Origin of the sequence: Streptomyces sp. NBC_00104, assembly GCF_045160825.1 — a bacterium.
GTDB lineage: Bacteria > Actinomycetota > Actinomycetes > Streptomycetales > Streptomycetaceae > Streptomyces.
The window spans coordinates 8,736,197-8,753,337 of the sequence record NZ_CP108215.1; the positions used below are offsets into that span (position 1 = coordinate 8,736,197).

Sequence of the window (17,141 nt, forward strand, 5' to 3'; positions counted from 1 at the left end):
CTCGGACATGACGCCGCGCCCCTGCTTTCCGGGGGGGCGTCATGTCCGAATCCCGCCAGCCCCGGCGGTCGGCGTGGTCGACACTTGATGTCATGAAGGACGAGGACACCAGGTACGAGGCCGTGCGCAGCAGGGACGGACGGTTCGACGGGGAGTTCTTCTTCGCCGTCGCGACGACCGGGATCTACTGCCGGCCGAGCTGCCCGGCGGTGACACCGAAACGGGAGAACGTCCGCTTCTACCCGACCGCGGCCGCCGCCCAGGGTGCCGGGTTCCGGGCCTGCCGACGGTGCCGACCGGACGCCGTGCCCGGGTCGGCCGAGTGGAACGTGCGCGCGGACGCCGTGGGCCGGGCCATGCGGCTCATCGGGGACGGCGTCGTCGACCGGGAGGGCGTCGCCGGGCTGGCCCTGCGGCTGGGGTACAGCGCACGGCACGTCCAGCGGCAGCTCACCGCCGAGGTCGGCGCCGGGCCCGTCGCCCTGGCCCGCGCCCAGCGGGCCCACACCGCCCGCGTCCTCCTCCGGAGCACCGCCCTCCCGGTCACCGAGATCGCCTTCGCGTCCGGCTTCGCCAGCGTGCGCCAGTTCAACGACACGATCAGGGCGGTGTACGCCATGACGCCGAGCGGCCTGCGCGCCGGGGCACCCCGGCGGCCCGCGGGATCGCCGACCGCCGGTATCCCACTCCGGCTCGCGTACCGGGGCCCGTACCAGTCCACCGCGCTCTTCGACGCCCTCGTCGCCGAGGCCGTCACCGGCGTCGAGGAGGTGACCGGCGGGCGCGGCCACCGCATCTACCGGCGCACCCTCCGCCTCCCGTACGGCACCGGAATCGCCGAGGTCGACGAGCGACCGGGGGGCCGCCGGGCGCGGACGGCGGCGGCCCGGGACGGGGCCGGGCGGGCAGGCCGTCCGTGGCGTGCCGCGTCGTTCCCGGGCGGCGACCCCACCGGTCGGCCCGGCGGCTGGCTCGACGCGCGGCTTCATCTCACCGACCCCCGGGATCTCACCACCGCCGTGCAGCGGCTGCGTCGGCTCTTCGACCTGGACGCGGATCCGTACGCCGTGGACGAACGCCTCCGGGAGGACGCGCGGCTCGCCCCGCTCGTCGCCGCCCGGCCGGGACTGCGCTCGCCGGGCGCGGCCGATCCGGAGGAGTTCGCGGTACGGGCGCTCGTGGGGCGCGAGAAGGCCGAACGGCTGGTGGGGATGTACGGGAAGACGCTGGACGCCCCGCACGGGACGCTGACGCACCTCTTCCCCGAGCCGGCCGCCCTGGCCGGCGTGGAGGGCCCGCTCGGAGCCCTCGCCACCGCCCTCGCCGACGGCACCGCCCGCCTCGACGTGGGCGCCGACCGGGACGACACCGAGGCGGCACTGCTCGCCCTGCCGGGCCTCGACGCCCGAACCGTCGCCGCGATCCGTACCCGCGCGCTCGGCGACCCGGACGTGGCCCCGCCGGACGAGACCGTGCCGGACACCTGGCGGCCCTGGCGGTCGTACGCCCTCCAACACCTCAGGACAGCGGGCGATTCGGAGCCGGACACCGCCGCATGGCGACAGGCACAGGCACAGGCACACAAGCAGGCACAGGCACAGGAAAAGGGAGTTCAGTCGTGAGCACCGCGCAAGGGACGTACTACACCGTCGTCGACAGCCCCGCCGGGCAACTCCTCCTCACCGCCGACGGGTTCGGCGCTCTCACCTCCCTCTCCGTACCGGAGCAGAAGGGCGGCCGGGTCCCGCTGCCGGGCTGGCTGCGCGACCCGGGCCCCTTCCGGGCGGCCGAGGAACAGCTCGCCGCCTACTTCGCCGGTGAACTCAAGGAATTCCAACTGGAGCTGGGCGGCGAGGGCACCGAGTTCCGGCAACGGGTCTGGGCCGCGCTGGAGGACGTCCCGTACGGCGGGACCACCACATACGGGGCCATCGCCGCCCGCATCGGCGCACCCCGTGCCGCCGTCCGGGCCGTGGGCGGCGCGATCGGCGCGAACCCCCTCCTCATCGTCCGCCCCTGCCACCGGGTGATCGGCGCGGACGGCACCCTCACCGGGTACGCCGGCGGCCTCGACCGCAAACGTCTCCTCCTCGGCCTGGAGGGCGTGCTGTAGCTCCGCCCCACCGTGCCCGCGACCGGCCGTACTTGGCCCGCGTCAACCGGCGCGGGCCAGGTGCGTCCAATGGTGTGAGGGTGCGTGCACGGGACCGTCGCGCAGGGAAGTGATGAGGGGCTTGTGTCGCTTCCGCTGAGCGAAGGGCGGCCCCGCATGACCGACAGCCCGACCCGCACGTGGCCCATGACGCGTCCGACGGCCGCCGCCCTCGCCCTCGTCCTGCTCGCCGCGCTCGCCCTCGTCGGCGCCCTCCCCGCGAGAGCCGACGTGCCGTCGGACCCCGCGGCCGCCCGGCGTTGGACCGGCACCTGGGCAGCCGCCGCCTCCGGTACGGCGCCCGCGCTGCCGGGGGCGTCGATCCGCAACGTCGTCCACGTGAGCGTCGGCGGCAGCGCCGCGCGGGTCCGCGTCTCCAACCGGCTCGGTACGGCCGCACTCCGCCTGGGCGCCGTGACGGTCGCGCTGCAGAAGCCGGGAGTGCCGAACAGCCCCGACGCGATGCCCGGTTCCCTCCGCACGGCCACCTTCGGCGGTGCCCGCACGGTCGTCGTCCCGGCGGGCCAGGACCGGCTCACCGACCCCGTGGCGCTGCGCGTCCCGGCGCACGGCAATCTCCTCGTCACGCTGTACACACCGCACGACTCGGGGCCGGCCACGTTCCACCGCTCCGCCCGGCAGACCAACTTCCTCGCGCCGTACGGGAATCGGGCGGCCGACGAGAACGGCTCGGCGTACACGACGGCCATCGGGAGCTGGTACTACGTCACCGGTGTCGACGTACTCGGCTCCTCCGCCGTCGGCAGCGTCGTCACGCTCGGCGACTCGATCACGGACGGCAACGGCTCGACGGCCGACGCCAACCGCCGCTGGCCCGACCGGCTCGCCGAACGGCTGCGCGCGCTGCCCGCGGCCCGCAGGCTCGGCGTCCTCAACGCGGGTGTCTCCGGCAACCGGCTGCTGCGCGCCGGCGTGGGCCCGAGCGCCCTGGACCGGTTCGACGCGGACGTCCTCACCCGCACCGGCGTACGCACGCTGATCGTGATGGTGGGCATCAACGACATCAAGGGCACCCCGAACGTCACCGACCCGGCCGCCCTCACCGCCGCGTACCGCAGGGTCGTGGACCGTTCCCACGCCCGCGGCATCCGCGTCGTCGGCGCCACACTCACCCCGTACGGCGGCCACGGCGCGTACACGTCGGCCCGGGAACGCGTACGGCAGGCGGTCAACGCCTCGATCCGCGGTGACGGGATCTTCGACGCCGTGGCCGACTTCGACCGGGCCGTCCGCGACCCCGTCCGCCCGCACCGGATCCGGCCCGCCTACGACCCCGGCGACCACCTGCACTTCAACGACGCGGGCATGCGCGCCCTGGCCGACGCGGTCGCCCTGTCCGACGTGGCCCCGTGAGGGCCGGCCGGCCCCGCCGATTCCAGCCGGTGTCAGCCCCCGAACACCACGCCCACCCACCCGCCCGCCACCAGCAGGCACGCGAAGAGCTCCGCCAGGACGCTCGACCCGCCCGAGCGCATCGCCGTGCGCGTGGCGGCCTTCGCCGCGCCGTGGTGGCCGAGACGGAGCCGTTCGGAGAGGTAGATGCCCCCGATGAAGCCGGGGATCGCGCCGAGGACGGGGAGCAGGACGAAACCGAGGAAGGCGCCGACGCCGGCGTACACGCCCATCCGGGGGGTGGCGCCGCTCTCCGCCAGGCGCCGGGGCGGCAGGACCCAGCGGAGCGCCCGGGAGGCGAGCAGCACGACGGTGGCGCCCACCAGCACCCACCAGGCCTCGGGCCGCGGGTCCTCCAGCGCCCACCACATGACCCCGGCCCACACGAGCAGCGACCCCGGTACGCCGGGCACCAGCACTCCGCACAGGCCGAGCAGCAGCACCACCGCGACCAGCAGGAGTTCCCACGCTCCCATCTGCCCAGGGTGCCGGACCGCGCGGGAAAGCGCAGGTCAGTACTGTCAGTCCCGGGTCACCCAGGCCCGCTCGTACGCGTGCCAGCCCAGCTGCAGCCGGGTCGTCACACCGGTGAGCTCCATCAGACGTTTCACCCGGCGCTGTACGGTCCTCAGACCCAGGTCCAGCTGTTTGGCGACGCTCGCGTCGGTCATGCCGGCCAACAGCAGGGACAGGATCTCCAGATCGGTGTCGTCGGGGCCGTCCGGTACGTCCTCGGTGACCCGGCCGGCGCCGAGCCGCAGTGGCAGGGCCTGCCGCCACACCGACTCGAACAGGCCCGACAGCAGCTCCAGCAGACCGCTCGCGTGGACGACGAGCGCGGCCGGCTCGGCGGTGTGCGTGGTGAGCGGGACCATCGCGAGTGTCCGGTCGGCGATGACGAGCTTCGTCGGCACCTCGTCCATCACCCGTACCCGCTCCTTGCGGCCCAGCGCGGCGGACAGCTCGGTGAGACCGCTGTCCTCGTCCAGGACGGCCCGCTCGACCACCACGCGGTAGCCGACGCCGCGGCCGGTGGCCTGTTCCTCCGCGGGGTTGTTCTCCGGCCCGGAGACCGCGATCGGAGCGCCGGTGACCATGGCGCAGACCTCCTCCGTGGCGCCGAGCTGAATCTGCAGGAAGCGCTGCGCTATGGCGGCCGAGCCGATCACCACCTCGACCAGGTCGTGTGCGGCGGGCTCGGCGGCGCTCGCCCGGTACTCCTCGGCCAGCAACGCCGCCGCCAGCTCCGCCTTCTCCAGCTCGTGCCGCTGCTGGGTGAGCAGCGCGCCCAGGGCCACGCCGGGGGGCGCGGCCACCCAGCGGCCGGGGCGCGCGGAGGACTGGGCGGCGAGACCGTGCCGCTCCAGCCGGCGCAGGGCGCGTTCGGTGTCGTGCTCCCCGAGCGTGAGCCGGCGCGCCAGGTCCGGTACGTCGGCGGCGCCCACGGACACCAGGGCCCGGTACGCCGACTCGTGCGTCTCGTCGAGACCGATCGCTCCCAGCATGCGGCGACCCCCTCCCTCATCGCGCCGTCCGGCGCGCTTCCGCCTCGGCACATCATCACCGCACCACCGGTCCCACCGACGAGGCGGGGTCCCACAGCGGAATCCCAGGAACATGCCCCACACTCGGGCCGACCGGCCCACGCGCCCGCACCGCGCGCCGGTCACCCCGGCGCCGCCGGGCGGTTTCTCCTGTGGGGGGTGGCACCGCCCGGCGGTCTCTTCGCGCCAAGTCCTCCGCTGCCCACCGCCTCCCGCTTCCCCCTGCTCTCTCGACTCCCTTGCCTCGCACCGGAGTTCGACGTGTAGTCCGACACGCCGTGGTGTCGTCGGCTCTGCGGACCGATTTTCCGGATGCCCCGTTTTCATACGGCTCCTGAGGTGGACAATTAGGGGCATGAGCCAGCAGGGGGAGAGGCCGACCGGTCACGAGGACGACTGGTGGCGGCAGTTGTACGACGACGCCAACGGGGACACGGGCCCTTCGGTGGCGGCCGATTCCCTCGACGACCGTTTCGCCTCGGCGGCGGACACGGTGGGGAGGCCGCCGGCGACACCGGCGACACCGGCGACACCGGTGGATCCGCCGAGTGTGCCGGGTGCGCGGGATGCGTCGACTCCGGGGAATCCGACGAGCGCGCGGGGTGCGTCGGGCCCGCCGGGCGTCTGGGGGGCCGTCCCCGGTACGTCGGGTGCCTGGGCAGCCGTGCCGGGTGCGTCGGCCGCCGGGGGAGCTGCGGGCGGCGGGCCGGGCAGGGCGGGCGGATCGGGTACCGGGCCGACCGCGACGAGTGGACCACGCGCGGTCCCGCACGTCTCGGGCCCGGCCCCCGGCACCCCGGGTGCCCTCTCGGACAGAGTGCCTCCCCAGGGCTCGCCGGGCGGATCCGGTGGACGGGGTGGGCTCGGCGTACCGAGCGGCCAGGGCGGTCAGGGCAGCCAGGGCGGCCAGGGCGAATCGGGCGGGCCGGGCGGGCGGGGCGGACCTGGCGTGCCTGGTGCACCCGGCGTGCCCGGCGCGCGAGACGGTCAGGGCAGGCAGGACGGGCAGGACAGGCAGGGTGGAGGAGGTGGTCGAGCGGGCGACGCGCCGGGTTCCGCCTCAGCCTCTGCGTCCACCCCGCCCGCCCCGCCCGCCGACCGCCCTCCGCGTCCGCCCGTCGACCCCACTCCCTCAGGCCCCACCACGGACCCCTTCCGCCGCAGCGGCCTCGTCCCGCAGCCCGCGCCCTGGGAACCGCCGCCGGCCCAGCCGTCGGGCCCCGTGACCTTCCCGCCCGGGCCCACCCCGCCGGGCTTCCGCGGGCCCGCGCCCTGGTGGCGTACGCCCGCGCACCCACCCGCGCCCACGCATCCACCCACGCGCGCGGTGCCCGCCTCGCGCTCCTCGACGGACGCGCCACCCCCTTACCGCGGCAGCCCCCCGATGGACCCGCCTCCCGGAGCCCCGCCCGGGCAGGACACCCCTCGTGACGGCACACCTCCGCAGGACACCCCCCGTGGCGGACCGCCCGCCCACGACGCCCTCCGCGGCGGCACGCCCCCGCAGGACGCTCCCCACAGCGGCACACCCTCTCCGCCGCCTCCGCGGCTCCCGTCCACGCCGCCCCCTCCACCGTCCTCGTCGGCCCCGCCCCCTCCGCCCGAGCCGTCGGCGTCCCCCCGCCCCGCCGTCGAACCCTCCGACGCTCGGCCTCCCACCCAGCTCGACCTCCCCACCCTTCAGGCGCAGGAGGTCACCCTGGTGACCGGGACCGAGCGGGTGCGGGTCGAGTACGTGGGGTCGGGGCCACCCACGTACGACGCGGAGCCGACCGCGTTGCCGCCGGCGGATCCGGAGGATCTGGGGGATCTGGTGGCGGACACGGTGCTGGACGGCGCGCGCTACGGGGCGTGCACGCTGCGGGCCGCGTCGCTGCGCGGCGACTCGGCGCGCTACCGGGGCGAGCCGCGCCGCGACGCGCTCCTGACCGCCCGTTTCGGTCTGGGCGAGCAGGCGCTCGTCCTGGTGGCCATGGCGACCGGCGCCCGGGCCACGCCGGGAGCGCACCGCGCGGCGACGGAGGCGTGCCGGTGGATCGGGCGGGCCGTCGGGCTCAGCCATGCGCGGCTGGTGGAGGACATCCGGGCGGCCCGGCGCGGTGACCTCAAGTCCGGTCTGCACCGGCTCACCGACCGCAGCCTCGGCAAACTGCGCGCCAGCGCCGTCGAGCAGGGGCTCGATCCGGAGGAGTACACGGCGAGCCTGCGCTGTCTGCTGCTGCCGGCCGACCCCCGGTGCCGTACGCGCGTGTTTTTCGGGGTCGGCACCGGCGGACTGTTCCGGCTGCGGGACGGGGAGTGGCAGGACATAGAGCCCCGGGTCGCCGACACCGCGGGCGCGCCGGTGGTCGGCTTCGGCTCGCTGCCGCACGAGACCCCCGACGGCGACCGCCTCACCATGGACCTCGGCATCACGACACCCCCGAGCCCGTACGAGCCCGCCCCCGCGCCACCCCGCGAGCCCTTCCGTTTCCGCGCCTCCGTGGCCCGCGAGGACGACGTCCTGCTCCTGTGCACCGGCGGTCTGGCCGAACCGTTGCGCGGTGAGGCCCCGCTCGCCGAGCATCTGGCGACCCGCTGGGGAAGCGTCGAGCCACCCGGTCTCGCCGCCTTCCTCGCCGATGCCCAGGTCAGGGTCAAGGGCTACACGGACGACCGTACGGCCGCCGCCGTGTGGGAGGCCTGACGGCGACCACCCGGAGGGCGAGAGGGGCGTCAATCAGCCGCGCCCGGCCGCAGGTTGGCCTGTACCAGCGCAGGATTCCGGCCAATCAACATCATCGGGCGAGCGACCGGTCTCGGTCGGGGGGCGCCATGCGCGTACGGCAGCCGTGTCCCGGTGGTATACGGCCGGATCGGCAACCCCGCAGGGGAGGTTGGGCTGAACGGTCGCGGTCGGGCGGAGGTGCCCGGAGTGGGGGCGTGGCGCCGGGTTCGTCGGGCTGTGCGGTGGTTTCGCGGGAGGGGAAGCGCTCTCACCACGCACGGACGGCTGGCTTGACTCTGTGCGTTTGAAGGCGTACGGAGGGTCGTTGCCGATTCGGCATGAGTGCCGCGATCCGGACGGGGCATGGATCCCCGTGAACGTGTTCGAGCAGGAGGGGAATCGGCATCGGCGTGTGGGCGGGGGTCATGAAGAGGCAGGCGCGAGGGGGCGGTCCCGTGGCGATCGGGGCCTCCTCGGGAGAGGCCGTGGAGGAAGCGGCCGGCGATGCGGAGGACAAGGCCGGTGCCGGACAGCTCAGGCGCAGACTCGGGCGGGCGGACCTGAGGGCGGTGCCCGAGGCCCGCAGGGCTCTGCGGGAGCTGTTGCGGCAATGGGGGCGGCCGGGAAGATCGGAGATAGCGGAACTGCTGACGAGCGAACTGGTCACCAACGCGATCATCCACACCGACCACGACGCGGTACTGACCGCCACGGTCTCACCGCGCGGACTCCATGTGGAGGTACGGGACTTCGTGGGGCGCAGACCCAAGCCGAGGATGTCGAACGCCGACGACGCCACCCACGGACGCGGTCTCCTTCTCGTCCAGTCCCTCGCCGACGCCTGGGGGGTCCAGGCGCACGGGGTGGGCAAGGCGGTGTGGTTCGACCTCGACGGCGGGTTGACGCAGTAACGACGGGGCCCCTCGAAAGGGCGTCGAACCACGAGGCCGAAACCCAGGCCGAAGCCCAGGCCGGACGTGAACCGGCCGGACGTGAACTGGCCGGACGCGAAACGGCCGGACGCGAAACGGCCGGCGGTGAACCGGCCGGACGCGAAACGGACAGGGGCGCGGCTTCGTCGCCGCGCCCCTGTCCGATGTGTGGCTCGTGATCAGCCGAACTGCTGCTCCAGGTCCTTGAGCTTGCGCTCCAGGGAGTCGAGCCGCGGCAGGGCCATCGTGTCGTCCTCCGCGGTGAGGTCGACGGTGATCGACTTGTCAGAACCGTTGCGCACGGGCTGCAGGGAGGGACGCGAACGTACGGGCAGTTGATCCGGCGTCGATATGGCAGGCTCCGAGGCGACCTGAGCCGCGGGCACGCGCTCCACGGTGGTGTCCACCTGGCGTCCGCCACCGCCACCGCCGCCACGACCGGGCAGACCCCGGTGGCCCCGGCTGATGGCCTTGAGGTGGGCGCGCTCCAGGCGTTCCTGCTCCCGCTTGCGCGTCCGGTTCTCTTCCTTGATCCGCTTGTCCTCGCGCACCTCGTCCACGGCCTCGTCCAGGCTGCGCACACCCTCCAGGAGCATCAGCGACCAGGCCTTGTACGTCTCACGCGGGGCCCGCAGCCAGCGGACGATACGGATCTGCGGCAGCGGACGCGGCACCAGGCCCTGCTCGCGCAGTGCGGCCCGGCGGGTCTGCTTCAGCGCGCGGTCGAAGAGCACCGCGGCGGACATGGACATGCCGGCGAAGAACTGCGGGGCACCGTCGTGGCCGAGGCCCCTGGGCGCGTGCACCCAGTTGAACCAGGCCGCCGCACCGGCGAACGTCCAAACGAGTATGCGGGATCCGAGGGCCGCGTCACCGTGGCTGGCCTCGCGCACCGCGAGCACCGAGCAGAACATGGCGGCGCCGTCCAGGCCGAACGGAACCAGGTACTGCCACCCGTTGCTGAGGCCAAGGTTCTGCTCGCCGAAGCCGACCAGGCCGCGGAAGGAGAGCGCGGCTGCGACCGCGGCACAGCAGAAGAGGAGGATGTAGGAGGCCGTGGCGTAGAGGGCCTCCTTGCGCCTGCGGCGCTCCTCACTGCGTTCCCATGAATCCTCGGTCTTCGCGTGCTCCCCGGAGCGCTTGCCGCGCGCGAGCACCGCAACCGCCGCCAGCATGCCCAGGAGCAGTACGGCGCCCGGAAGCAGCCAGTTCAGCGATATGTCGGTCAATCTCATCAGGGGTCCCTTGCATTGGGATAGGGCGTAACGCCCGCCATAGTGGCCCAATCCTCGCGGCCCTCAGGGGGTTTCGGGACAAGAGACCGCCAAAGAAGTGCAATGAGTGACGCCAGGCGGCATTCTGCTCGAACTACCGCGCGAGGGACGGGAGTAGAGTGCGAGTGAGATTACCCGTTCGAATGGTTCTACGGAAAGTTCCTGCGACAAGTGAGGAATTCGTGAACCACCTGTAACCCAACGAGGGTCCCACCCGGAGTGGATCTTACGGCACCTGCCCCGGGCGATCTCCGGGGGGTCGTCCGGCGCGAGGTGTCCCGGTGATCGCTACGGGACGTCAACTGGTGAGGGCGGCAGTGAGTTTCGTGATCCGGTCCGCCTCGCAGGTGCGCGGGCAGGAGGCGCAGGTGTCGTCCGGGGCCACTGTGTAGAACATGCAGCAGCTCGCCCGGTCCCTGGTGGACAGCGACTCGCCGCCGGGGCCGGTCAGTTCGCGGAAGCCCGCGGCGCCCACGTAGGGCCGGGTCGCGCCGGGCAGGAGCAGCTCCAGCTCGCGACGGCAGCGCTCCTGTTCGTCGGGGCCCAGGAGTTCGGCGACGTACCAGATCCCCTCGACGACCTCGTCGGTCGCCATGCCCCACAGCGCGCGTCCGCGCCGCCGCATCCGCGGGCCGAAGCCGCCGAGCACCGGTTCTATGTGCTCGGCGAACGCCGTGCGCAGCTCGGCCCGCAGTGCCTCCTCGTCCGGGACCACCCGGGCGCCCGGCTCGGCGGACGCCGGATCGCCCGGCAGGCAGCTGAACGTTTTGCCACGCACGGCCAGCCGGCTCTGCTCACGCTGGAACGCCACATGCCGGGCCGGGAAACGCGGCACCCGGCGCTGCAGGAACCAGGGGACCGTGAAGAGCAGACAGGCATACCAGGAGTAGCGGTGCAGCCCGAAGGCCGCCACCACGTCCGGGCGGCCCTGCCGGCCGTAGTCCCGCAGTATCTGGGCCTCGTCCCACGCGAGGAACGCGTCGAGCTCGGCTCCGGCCGCCGCGAGCCCGGCGGCGGAGACCCACCCCTCACCTGTGGGCAGTGGATCCGTGGGAGCGAGTTCTGTCACGCTCACCATCGGCAGGACCTCGGTCAGGCGCGCGTACGCGGCCGTCACGGGCGACGTGCGGGACGTGGGGGCCGGTGCCGGTGCTGAGTGGGGCATACGGAGACCGCCGTTTCACCATCGCTGCCAAGTAAGGCTTACCTTACCCGAGGTGGGCGCTCGGGGGCAGGCAGAGGAAGACGCTCCGGTTCGACCTCGGTTCGACCTCGGTTCGACCGGGGCTGCTCGGAGCCAGATCCGGGGACGAATGCCTCTGATCTGGCTCCGCGCGTGATCTGGCTCCGCGCGGCCCGGGTCGGTTGCTGGGCATCAGGCGCTGAGACCCCACAGGCCGAGCTGCTCCCCGGCGGCCTCTGGGTACGCCACGTCGAGGTTGTTGTGTTTCCCCGCAGGTGGCCAGAAGCGCGGTCGGTGACGAGCGAACCGGCTACTCGAACAGATGCCGGTGTGCCCTGCTCCAGGCGATCCTGTTGTCGAGTTCAGTCAGAAGCCCGCCGGCCACCCAGGTGGCTTGGGGCTCATGACCCTGTTCGGCCAGCCGACGCACGAGGTCGGCGTTGTCCTGTTGCCTGCCGATAACGGCGCCCACGATCCCGGCGGTCGAGTCAAGGCCGTACGTGTTGCAGAAGACCTCCAGCCGCCGACGGCGGTCGGGAGGCGCCGGGTAGCGCAGCCAGCGCAAGCACTCGGCGTCGTCGCGGAACGGGGCGACGTACTCCAGCGCGTAGGCCACGTCGTGCAGCCGCGGTGCCGGGCGGGCGAAGTCCCAGTCGATGATTCCCACCGGTTGGTCGCCCTGCCACACGACGTTCCAGGGGCCGAAGTCCCCATGGCAGATGACCTCGTGGTCGCCGGGGCTGCCCGCGCCTGTGGACCAGGTCGTGCCCGGCGGGGGCGAGAAGCCGGCGCAGGCGTCGTGGTAGTCACGCAGCAGCCGGGCGAAGTTCCTCAGGCCTTGGTCATCCACGACCTTGGCCCAGCCCGCGGCCCCGGAGTCGCCCTTGACGAAGGTCAGAACTTCACGCCCTTCACCGTCGATTCCCAGGGGGCGGGGCGCATGGGCGAAGCCGGCCTCCTCCAGGTGCCGCAGTAGCGCGTGGACGCTGGGTGTCCACGGCTGGACGGGCCTGCGGACGGTGTCACCGATCCGCACCACCCGACGATGGGTACCGTCCTGCATCACTTCCTCACTGGCCACCCGATGCACGCTACCCAGCCGCCCGAGCTCGCGGCACCTCGATGACGTCGGCAACGAAAGCGGTCCGAAGCGCGCCTCGACCGGGTTGGCCGCACCAAGGGCGTCGCGACAAAGGTGTGCAAACCTTCGGGCCGGCTCGGCTGTCTCCCCTGATGCCGGACATTCGTTCTCTCCTGGGCTCCGGGATGCGGCCGTTCCTTGCGGACGGTCAACCGCATGCCTTGCGGCCAGCCCTTGAGCAGGCCCCCGGTGAGTTCCGTGCCCCGGGCGCTGTTGCGGACCTCGCCGTAGGTCTCACTGGCCGGGATCCGGGCCGATGCCGGGATCTTCAGGACGTGATGGTGGATAGCCGCTCTGCTGGCCATGCCGACCGAGTAGGGCAGCCATCGGGCCCGGACGAGCCAGGCCACGAACGCGCGGGTGCCGCGCGCGGAGTCGCGGCGGATGAGGGTCTGCGGCCCCCACCCGTAATTCCTTGGGCGGTTGGGCCCAGGGCGAGGCGGGCGGTTGTGAGGTGGTCGGCGATGGTGTTCGAGCCCGCGTTCCCATGCGCCGCCCAGGAGGGCGCAGGTGCCGATGGCTCGTTCGTCCGGCGTGCCCCCATAACCGGCGACAGTTACCGTGGCTACGTTAAGTGACGTCTCATCACTCTTTGGAGTCGATATGGCTGACTGTGCCGCCGTCTCTTCCTCGTTCTGCGCTGTCGCCCCCAGCCCGGAACTGCGCCAGCGCATGCTGGACGAACTCGACCAAGTACGCGGTGGTCCGGGCGAGCTCACGAACCTGCTCGGCTTCACGAGCACGCCCACACGCCTGGGTTTCGACGACGGGACGATCTTCCCGCCGGAGGAGTTCCCGCCGGGGACCCCGCGCGCCACCATCAGCGCGGCGGCGGCCGACCGGGCGCCGCTGCGCGGCACCATCAGGGTGGTCGTCGTCCTGGTCGACTTCTCGGACAAGCCGATGACCAGGACGGCGGCGGACCTCGACAAGCTGTTCTTCTCGGTCGGTGCGATGCCGCACGGCAGCGTGCGCGAGTACTACCGCGAGGTCACGAACGGCTTGGTGGACCTCGTCGGCGAGGTCCACGGCCCGTACCGCATGCCCGAGACCATGGACTGGTACGCGGCCGGCAACTTCGGCATCGGCAGGCCCAGCGGGCCGTTCCGGTCACCGGAGATGGCGAAGTCCGCCGTGGAGGCCGCGGACCCGAGCGTGGACTTCGCGCCGTTCGACAACGACGGGAACGGCTACGTCGACGCTTTCATCGTGGTGCACGCCGGGCCCGCCGCCGACAAGACCGGAAAACCGTTCCACATCTGGTCACACAAGTCGACCCTGCCCGGCGTGCACCAGACCGACGGCACCAAGGTCTACGGGTATCTGACCATCTCCGAAGACGCGAGGATCGGCGTCTGCGCGCACGAACTCGGACATCTGCTCTTCGGCTTCCCCGACCTCTACGACGCGGACGACAGCTCCGAGGGCGTCGGCTCGTGGTGCCTGATGGGAGCCGGCTCCTGGGGCGGAGGCGGAGACATCCCCACGCACCCGTCCGCCTGGTGCAAGGTCAACCAGGGCTGGGCCACGACCAAGGTCGTCACCACCAGCGGCAGTGAGTCCTTCCCGGACGTCAAGTCCAGTCACACCGTCCACCGGCTCTGGAAGAACGGCGCGGGCGGCAGCGAGTACTTCCTCCTCGAGAACCGCCAGCGGACCGGGTACGACGCCTCGCTTCCGGGCGACGGGCTGCTGATCTGGCACATCGACGAGAACCAGCCGAACAACCGGGACGAGAACCACTACAAGGTCGGCCTGATGCAGGCCGACAACCAACACCACCTCGAACTGAACCAGAACCGCGGCGACGACGGCGATCCGTACCCCGGAAGCAGCGGCAACACCACGTTCACCTCCTCCAGCGCACCCGACTCGAAGTCCCACGCGGGCGCCGGTTCCTGTGTCTCCGTCACCCGGATCTCGCCGTCGGCGGCCACCATGACGGCTTCCGTGGCGGTCTCCTGCGGAAAGGCCCCGATCAAGGAGATCAAGGAAGGCAAGGAGATCAAGGAACCGCTCAAGGAGGCGAAGGAGCCGTCCAAGGAGGCGAAGGACTTCAAGGACCGCGTGGAGGGGGAGGTGAAGACCAAGGAGCCGTTCAAGGAGCACAAGGACCTCAAGGACCGGAGGGAGCACAAGACGCCGTACAAGGAGTTCAAGGACGACTTCGACAACTCTGCGGACGTGACGACGCGATCGACCGGCGGGGAGGACGACCCCACCGCCGCCGCCATCGTGGACCTGCAGACCCGGCTCGCCGCGCTGGAGCAGACCCTGGGCGGGGCCGGCGGCACGGGCGATCCGACCGAGCCGTTCATCGGGACCGAACTGCGGCCCGACCTGATCGGCGGACCGCGGTACGGACCGGGCGCCGACGCGCTGCGGGAAGCGGTCGAGGCCGGCGACGCGCAGGCCAAGCGGTCGTACGACAGTCGCCCCCAGCAGTGAGGGGAACGCTGCTGCTCCTGGCCGCCCCCGGCGACGGCGGCGCGGCGGCGGTGGCCCGCGCGCTGTCGGCCCGGGGCGGCCACGGAGGCGTTCTGACGCTCACGCCCGCCGACCTCGCCCGTGCCCGGTGGAGCCACCGGGTGAACGGCGGGGGAGAGGCGTCCACCCGGATCACCCTGCCCACCGGGCAGGTGCTGGACGACCGGACCATCGGCGCGGTGCTGCACCGCCTGCCGGGCCTGCCGCTCACCCCGGGCGCCGAGAACGGCCCCCGCGCCAAGGACGCCCTGTACACGCACAGCGAGCGGCAGGCCCTCGTCGCCAGCTGGCTGCTGTCCCTCGCGCCCCGGGTGATCGGCCTGATCAGCGCGTACGGAACTGCCTACGGCACCCTCTCCCGGACGACGGCCCTCGTCCACGCCGAACAGTGCGGGCTGCCGGTGGCCCGGCGGGGCGGGGCGACGCGCGGCGGCCTGGTGGGCCTGCCCGCCCCCGGGGAACGGCACGTGCCGCGCCTCGCGTGGCCGGGCGGCCCCGGAGCGCCGGTCCCGGTCGACGTGCTGCCGGAGGCACCGGCGGCGTACCACGACAGTCTGCTCATCGCCGGGGACCGCGTGATCGGTCCCCGTGCCGGCGACTACGGCGAGCGCTGCCACCGCCTCGCCGGCGCGCTCGGCACACGGCACTTCGAGCTCCGGTTCGCGCCCCGCCCGACCGGCGCCGTCGTGGCGGACGTGCACCTCTGCCCGCGCCTGGACGACCCGCTGCACGTCGAGGCCACCGCCTCCTTCATGGTGGCCGTCGCCGGACAGCCCACAAGGAGGCCCGAGTGATCCTCTTCTTCGGCCGTACGGACGACCCGCCCCTCACCCGCGCGATCAGCGCCGCACGGGACGCCGACCTGCGGCACCTGGTGATCGACCAGGCCCGCACCGCCCGGTACGACCTCGTCGTCGGAACGGACGCGCTGGACGCCCGGTTGACCGTCGAGGGGATGCGGGTCCCGCTCGGCGACGTGTCGGCCGTGTACGCCCGCCCGCTGGAGCCGCCCGCCGACGGGGACCCGGCGGCCCGGGCGCGAGCGGCGGCATTCCAGGAGTGGTTCGTCGGCTGGCTCGACACGACCCCGGCCGTCGTGGTCAGCCGGCCCGGCGCCATGGAGTCCAACTCCTCCAAGCCGTACCAGGCCCAGCTCATCGGACGCTCCGGCTTCGCCGTACCGGAGACGCTGGTCAGCGACGCCCCCGACGAAATCCTCGCGTTCCGCGCCCGGCACGGCCGGATCATCTACAAGTCGGTCAGCGGCATCCGCTCCATCGTCAGGGAGTTCACCGACGCCGACGAGAGCCGTCTCGCTCTCGTCCGCGGACTCCCGACGCAGTTCCAGGCCTACGTGCCGGGCCAGGACGTACGCGTCCACGTCGTCGGCGAGGACACCTACGCCGCGGCCGTCGACAGCGACGCGATCGACTACCGCTACGCCGACCAGGGCGGGGAGTCCGTCCGGCTCGCCCCGTACGACCTGCCCCCGGACACGGCCCGGCGCTGCGTGGAACTCGCGGCCTCGCTCGGCCTGCCGCTCGCGGGCATCGACCTGCGCCGCACACCCGACGGCGCGTGGGTGTGCTTCGAGGTCAATCCCATGCCGGCCTACAGCTACTACGAGGCGCACACCGGCCTGCCCATCTCCTCGGCGCTCGTCGCATACCTCGACGGCCGCCGGGCCGCGGCTCCCGTGGGGGTGTGAACCGTGGTCCAGGCCGTCGAGAACCTCACCGCACTCACCCTCCGGCTCCTCGCCCGGACCGCCCACCCACGGCTCGACGCGTGGGACCTCGCCACCTGCCAGGTACTCGCCTCCCTCCCCGTACCGGGCCTGGCCGATCTGATCTCCCCCAACCTCACGGGCTCCCGGCTGAGTCTCGGCATCCGGCGCGAGCTCCTCCAGGACGTGGTGCCCGGGGCGACCCTCCACCTCCGGGCGAGACTCGGCTCCTCGGGCGACGTCCTGGCGGAACCCCACCCGGCCACCGGCGACTTCCGGGTCGAGCGGCCCTGACCGGTTCCATTCGGGACCTCTCCCGTAGATCCGGTGCAGCCCCGGTGTCCACCGGCCGATGGACCGACCGAAGGGCACCGACCGAAGGGCACCGACCGATGGACCGACCTCCTTGTGCCCTGGGCGATGCCGCCACCCGAGCCGGAGGACGTCGCCGTGGGCGGCTCCCGGGAGCCGGTGCCACCGTGGCCGCCGTCGGTCAACGGCCATGAGCGCGGCCTTCCAGAGCCATGCCAGGTGGTCCTTCCAGAGCCATGCCCGGTGGTTCGGATCGGCGGCTCAGGGCAA

14 protein-coding genes and 1 pseudogene are annotated in these 17,141 nt (G+C 72.9%); 9 read left to right on the forward strand and 6 right to left on the reverse strand.

The features are described 5' to 3' along the window. Positions 1-92 precede the first annotated feature (92 nt). From OG272_RS38285 to OG272_RS38295, 3 genes are all read left to right on the forward strand, one after another. Complete coding sequence (locus tag OG272_RS38285) at positions 93-1,622, forward strand: AlkA N-terminal domain-containing protein (RefSeq protein ID WP_327727270.1); 1,530 nt, start codon at positions 93-95, stop codon at positions 1,620-1,622. Further along, on the forward strand, positions 1,619-2,113 hold the full coding sequence (locus OG272_RS38290; protein WP_326575470.1) for a methylated-DNA--[protein]-cysteine S-methyltransferase: 495 nt from the start codon (positions 1,619-1,621) through the stop codon (positions 2,111-2,113). The genes OG272_RS38285 and OG272_RS38290 overlap by 4 nt, the downstream gene beginning before the upstream one ends. A gap of 156 nt (positions 2,114-2,269) precedes the next feature. Further along, a complete protein-coding gene (locus tag OG272_RS38295) occupies positions 2,270-3,526 on the forward strand; it encodes an SGNH/GDSL hydrolase family protein (protein WP_327727269.1) in 1,257 nt (418 codons plus the stop codon). Between the two features lie 32 nt (positions 3,527-3,558). Here the strand turns inward: OG272_RS38295 and OG272_RS38300 are convergent, their stop codons facing one another. Continuing rightward, complete coding sequence (locus OG272_RS38300) at positions 3,559-4,041, reverse strand: DUF456 domain-containing protein (protein WP_327727268.1); 483 nt, start codon at positions 4,039-4,041, stop codon at positions 3,559-3,561. Positions 4,042-4,086: 45 nt separating this feature from the next. Beyond that, complete coding sequence (locus OG272_RS38305; protein WP_327727267.1) at positions 4,087-5,070, reverse strand: helix-turn-helix domain-containing protein; 984 nt, start codon at positions 5,068-5,070, stop codon at positions 4,087-4,089. Positions 5,071-6,058: 988 nt separating this feature from the next. On the opposite strand from OG272_RS38305, the gene OG272_RS38310 reads away from it, so the two are divergent. Beyond that, complete coding sequence (locus tag OG272_RS38310; protein WP_405895600.1) at positions 6,059-7,795, forward strand: protein phosphatase 2C domain-containing protein; 1,737 nt, start codon at positions 6,059-6,061, stop codon at positions 7,793-7,795. A gap of 446 nt (positions 7,796-8,241) precedes the next feature. Then, positions 8,242-8,727: an ATP-binding protein gene (locus OG272_RS38315; RefSeq protein WP_327727264.1), complete on the forward strand. Its 486-nt coding sequence runs from the start codon at positions 8,242-8,244 to the stop codon at positions 8,725-8,727. Between the two features lie 200 nt (positions 8,728-8,927). Here OG272_RS38315 and OG272_RS38320 read toward each other — a convergent pair whose 3' ends face one another. From OG272_RS38320 to OG272_RS38335, 4 genes and pseudogenes are all read right to left on the reverse strand, one after another. After that, positions 8,928-9,983, reverse strand: coding sequence for a DUF2637 domain-containing protein (locus tag OG272_RS38320; protein WP_326575458.1), 1,056 nt, complete (start codon positions 9,981-9,983; stop codon positions 8,928-8,930). A 337-nt stretch (positions 9,984-10,320) separates the two neighbouring features. After that, entirely contained in the window at positions 10,321-11,187 is an 867-nt protein-coding gene (locus OG272_RS38325; RefSeq protein WP_327727263.1) for a (2Fe-2S)-binding protein, read from the reverse strand. Positions 11,188-11,515: 328 nt separating this feature from the next. Next, positions 11,516-12,286 (reverse strand): aminoglycoside phosphotransferase family protein, encoded by a 771-nt coding sequence (locus OG272_RS38330; RefSeq protein ID WP_327727262.1) that lies wholly within the window; start codon positions 12,284-12,286, stop codon positions 11,516-11,518. Positions 12,287-12,453: 167 nt separating this feature from the next. Continuing rightward, positions 12,454-12,836 (reverse strand): annotated as a pseudogene (locus OG272_RS38335) (IS1380 family transposase); the annotation flags it as partial. A 113-nt stretch (positions 12,837-12,949) separates the two neighbouring features. Between OG272_RS38335 and OG272_RS38340 the strand changes: the two are divergent. From OG272_RS38340 to OG272_RS38355, 4 genes are read left to right on the forward strand one after another with little or no spacing between them, the layout of a single operon-like run. After that, on the forward strand, positions 12,950-14,794 hold the full coding sequence (locus OG272_RS38340) for a M6 family metalloprotease domain-containing protein (RefSeq protein WP_327727261.1): 1,845 nt from the start codon (positions 12,950-12,952) through the stop codon (positions 14,792-14,794). Continuing rightward, positions 14,791-15,627, forward strand: coding sequence for a hypothetical protein (locus OG272_RS38345; RefSeq protein WP_327727260.1), 837 nt, complete (start codon positions 14,791-14,793; stop codon positions 15,625-15,627). The genes OG272_RS38340 and OG272_RS38345 overlap by 4 nt, the downstream gene beginning before the upstream one ends. Continuing rightward, complete coding sequence (locus tag OG272_RS38350) at positions 15,624-16,541, forward strand: alpha-L-glutamate ligase (RefSeq protein ID WP_326575448.1); 918 nt, start codon at positions 15,624-15,626, stop codon at positions 16,539-16,541. The genes OG272_RS38345 and OG272_RS38350 overlap by 4 nt, the downstream gene beginning before the upstream one ends. 3 nt (positions 16,542-16,544) lie before the next feature. Next, a complete protein-coding gene (locus OG272_RS38355) occupies positions 16,545-16,853 on the forward strand; it encodes a hypothetical protein (RefSeq protein WP_327727258.1) in 309 nt (102 codons plus the stop codon). The last annotated feature ends 288 nt before the right edge of the window (positions 16,854-17,141 follow it).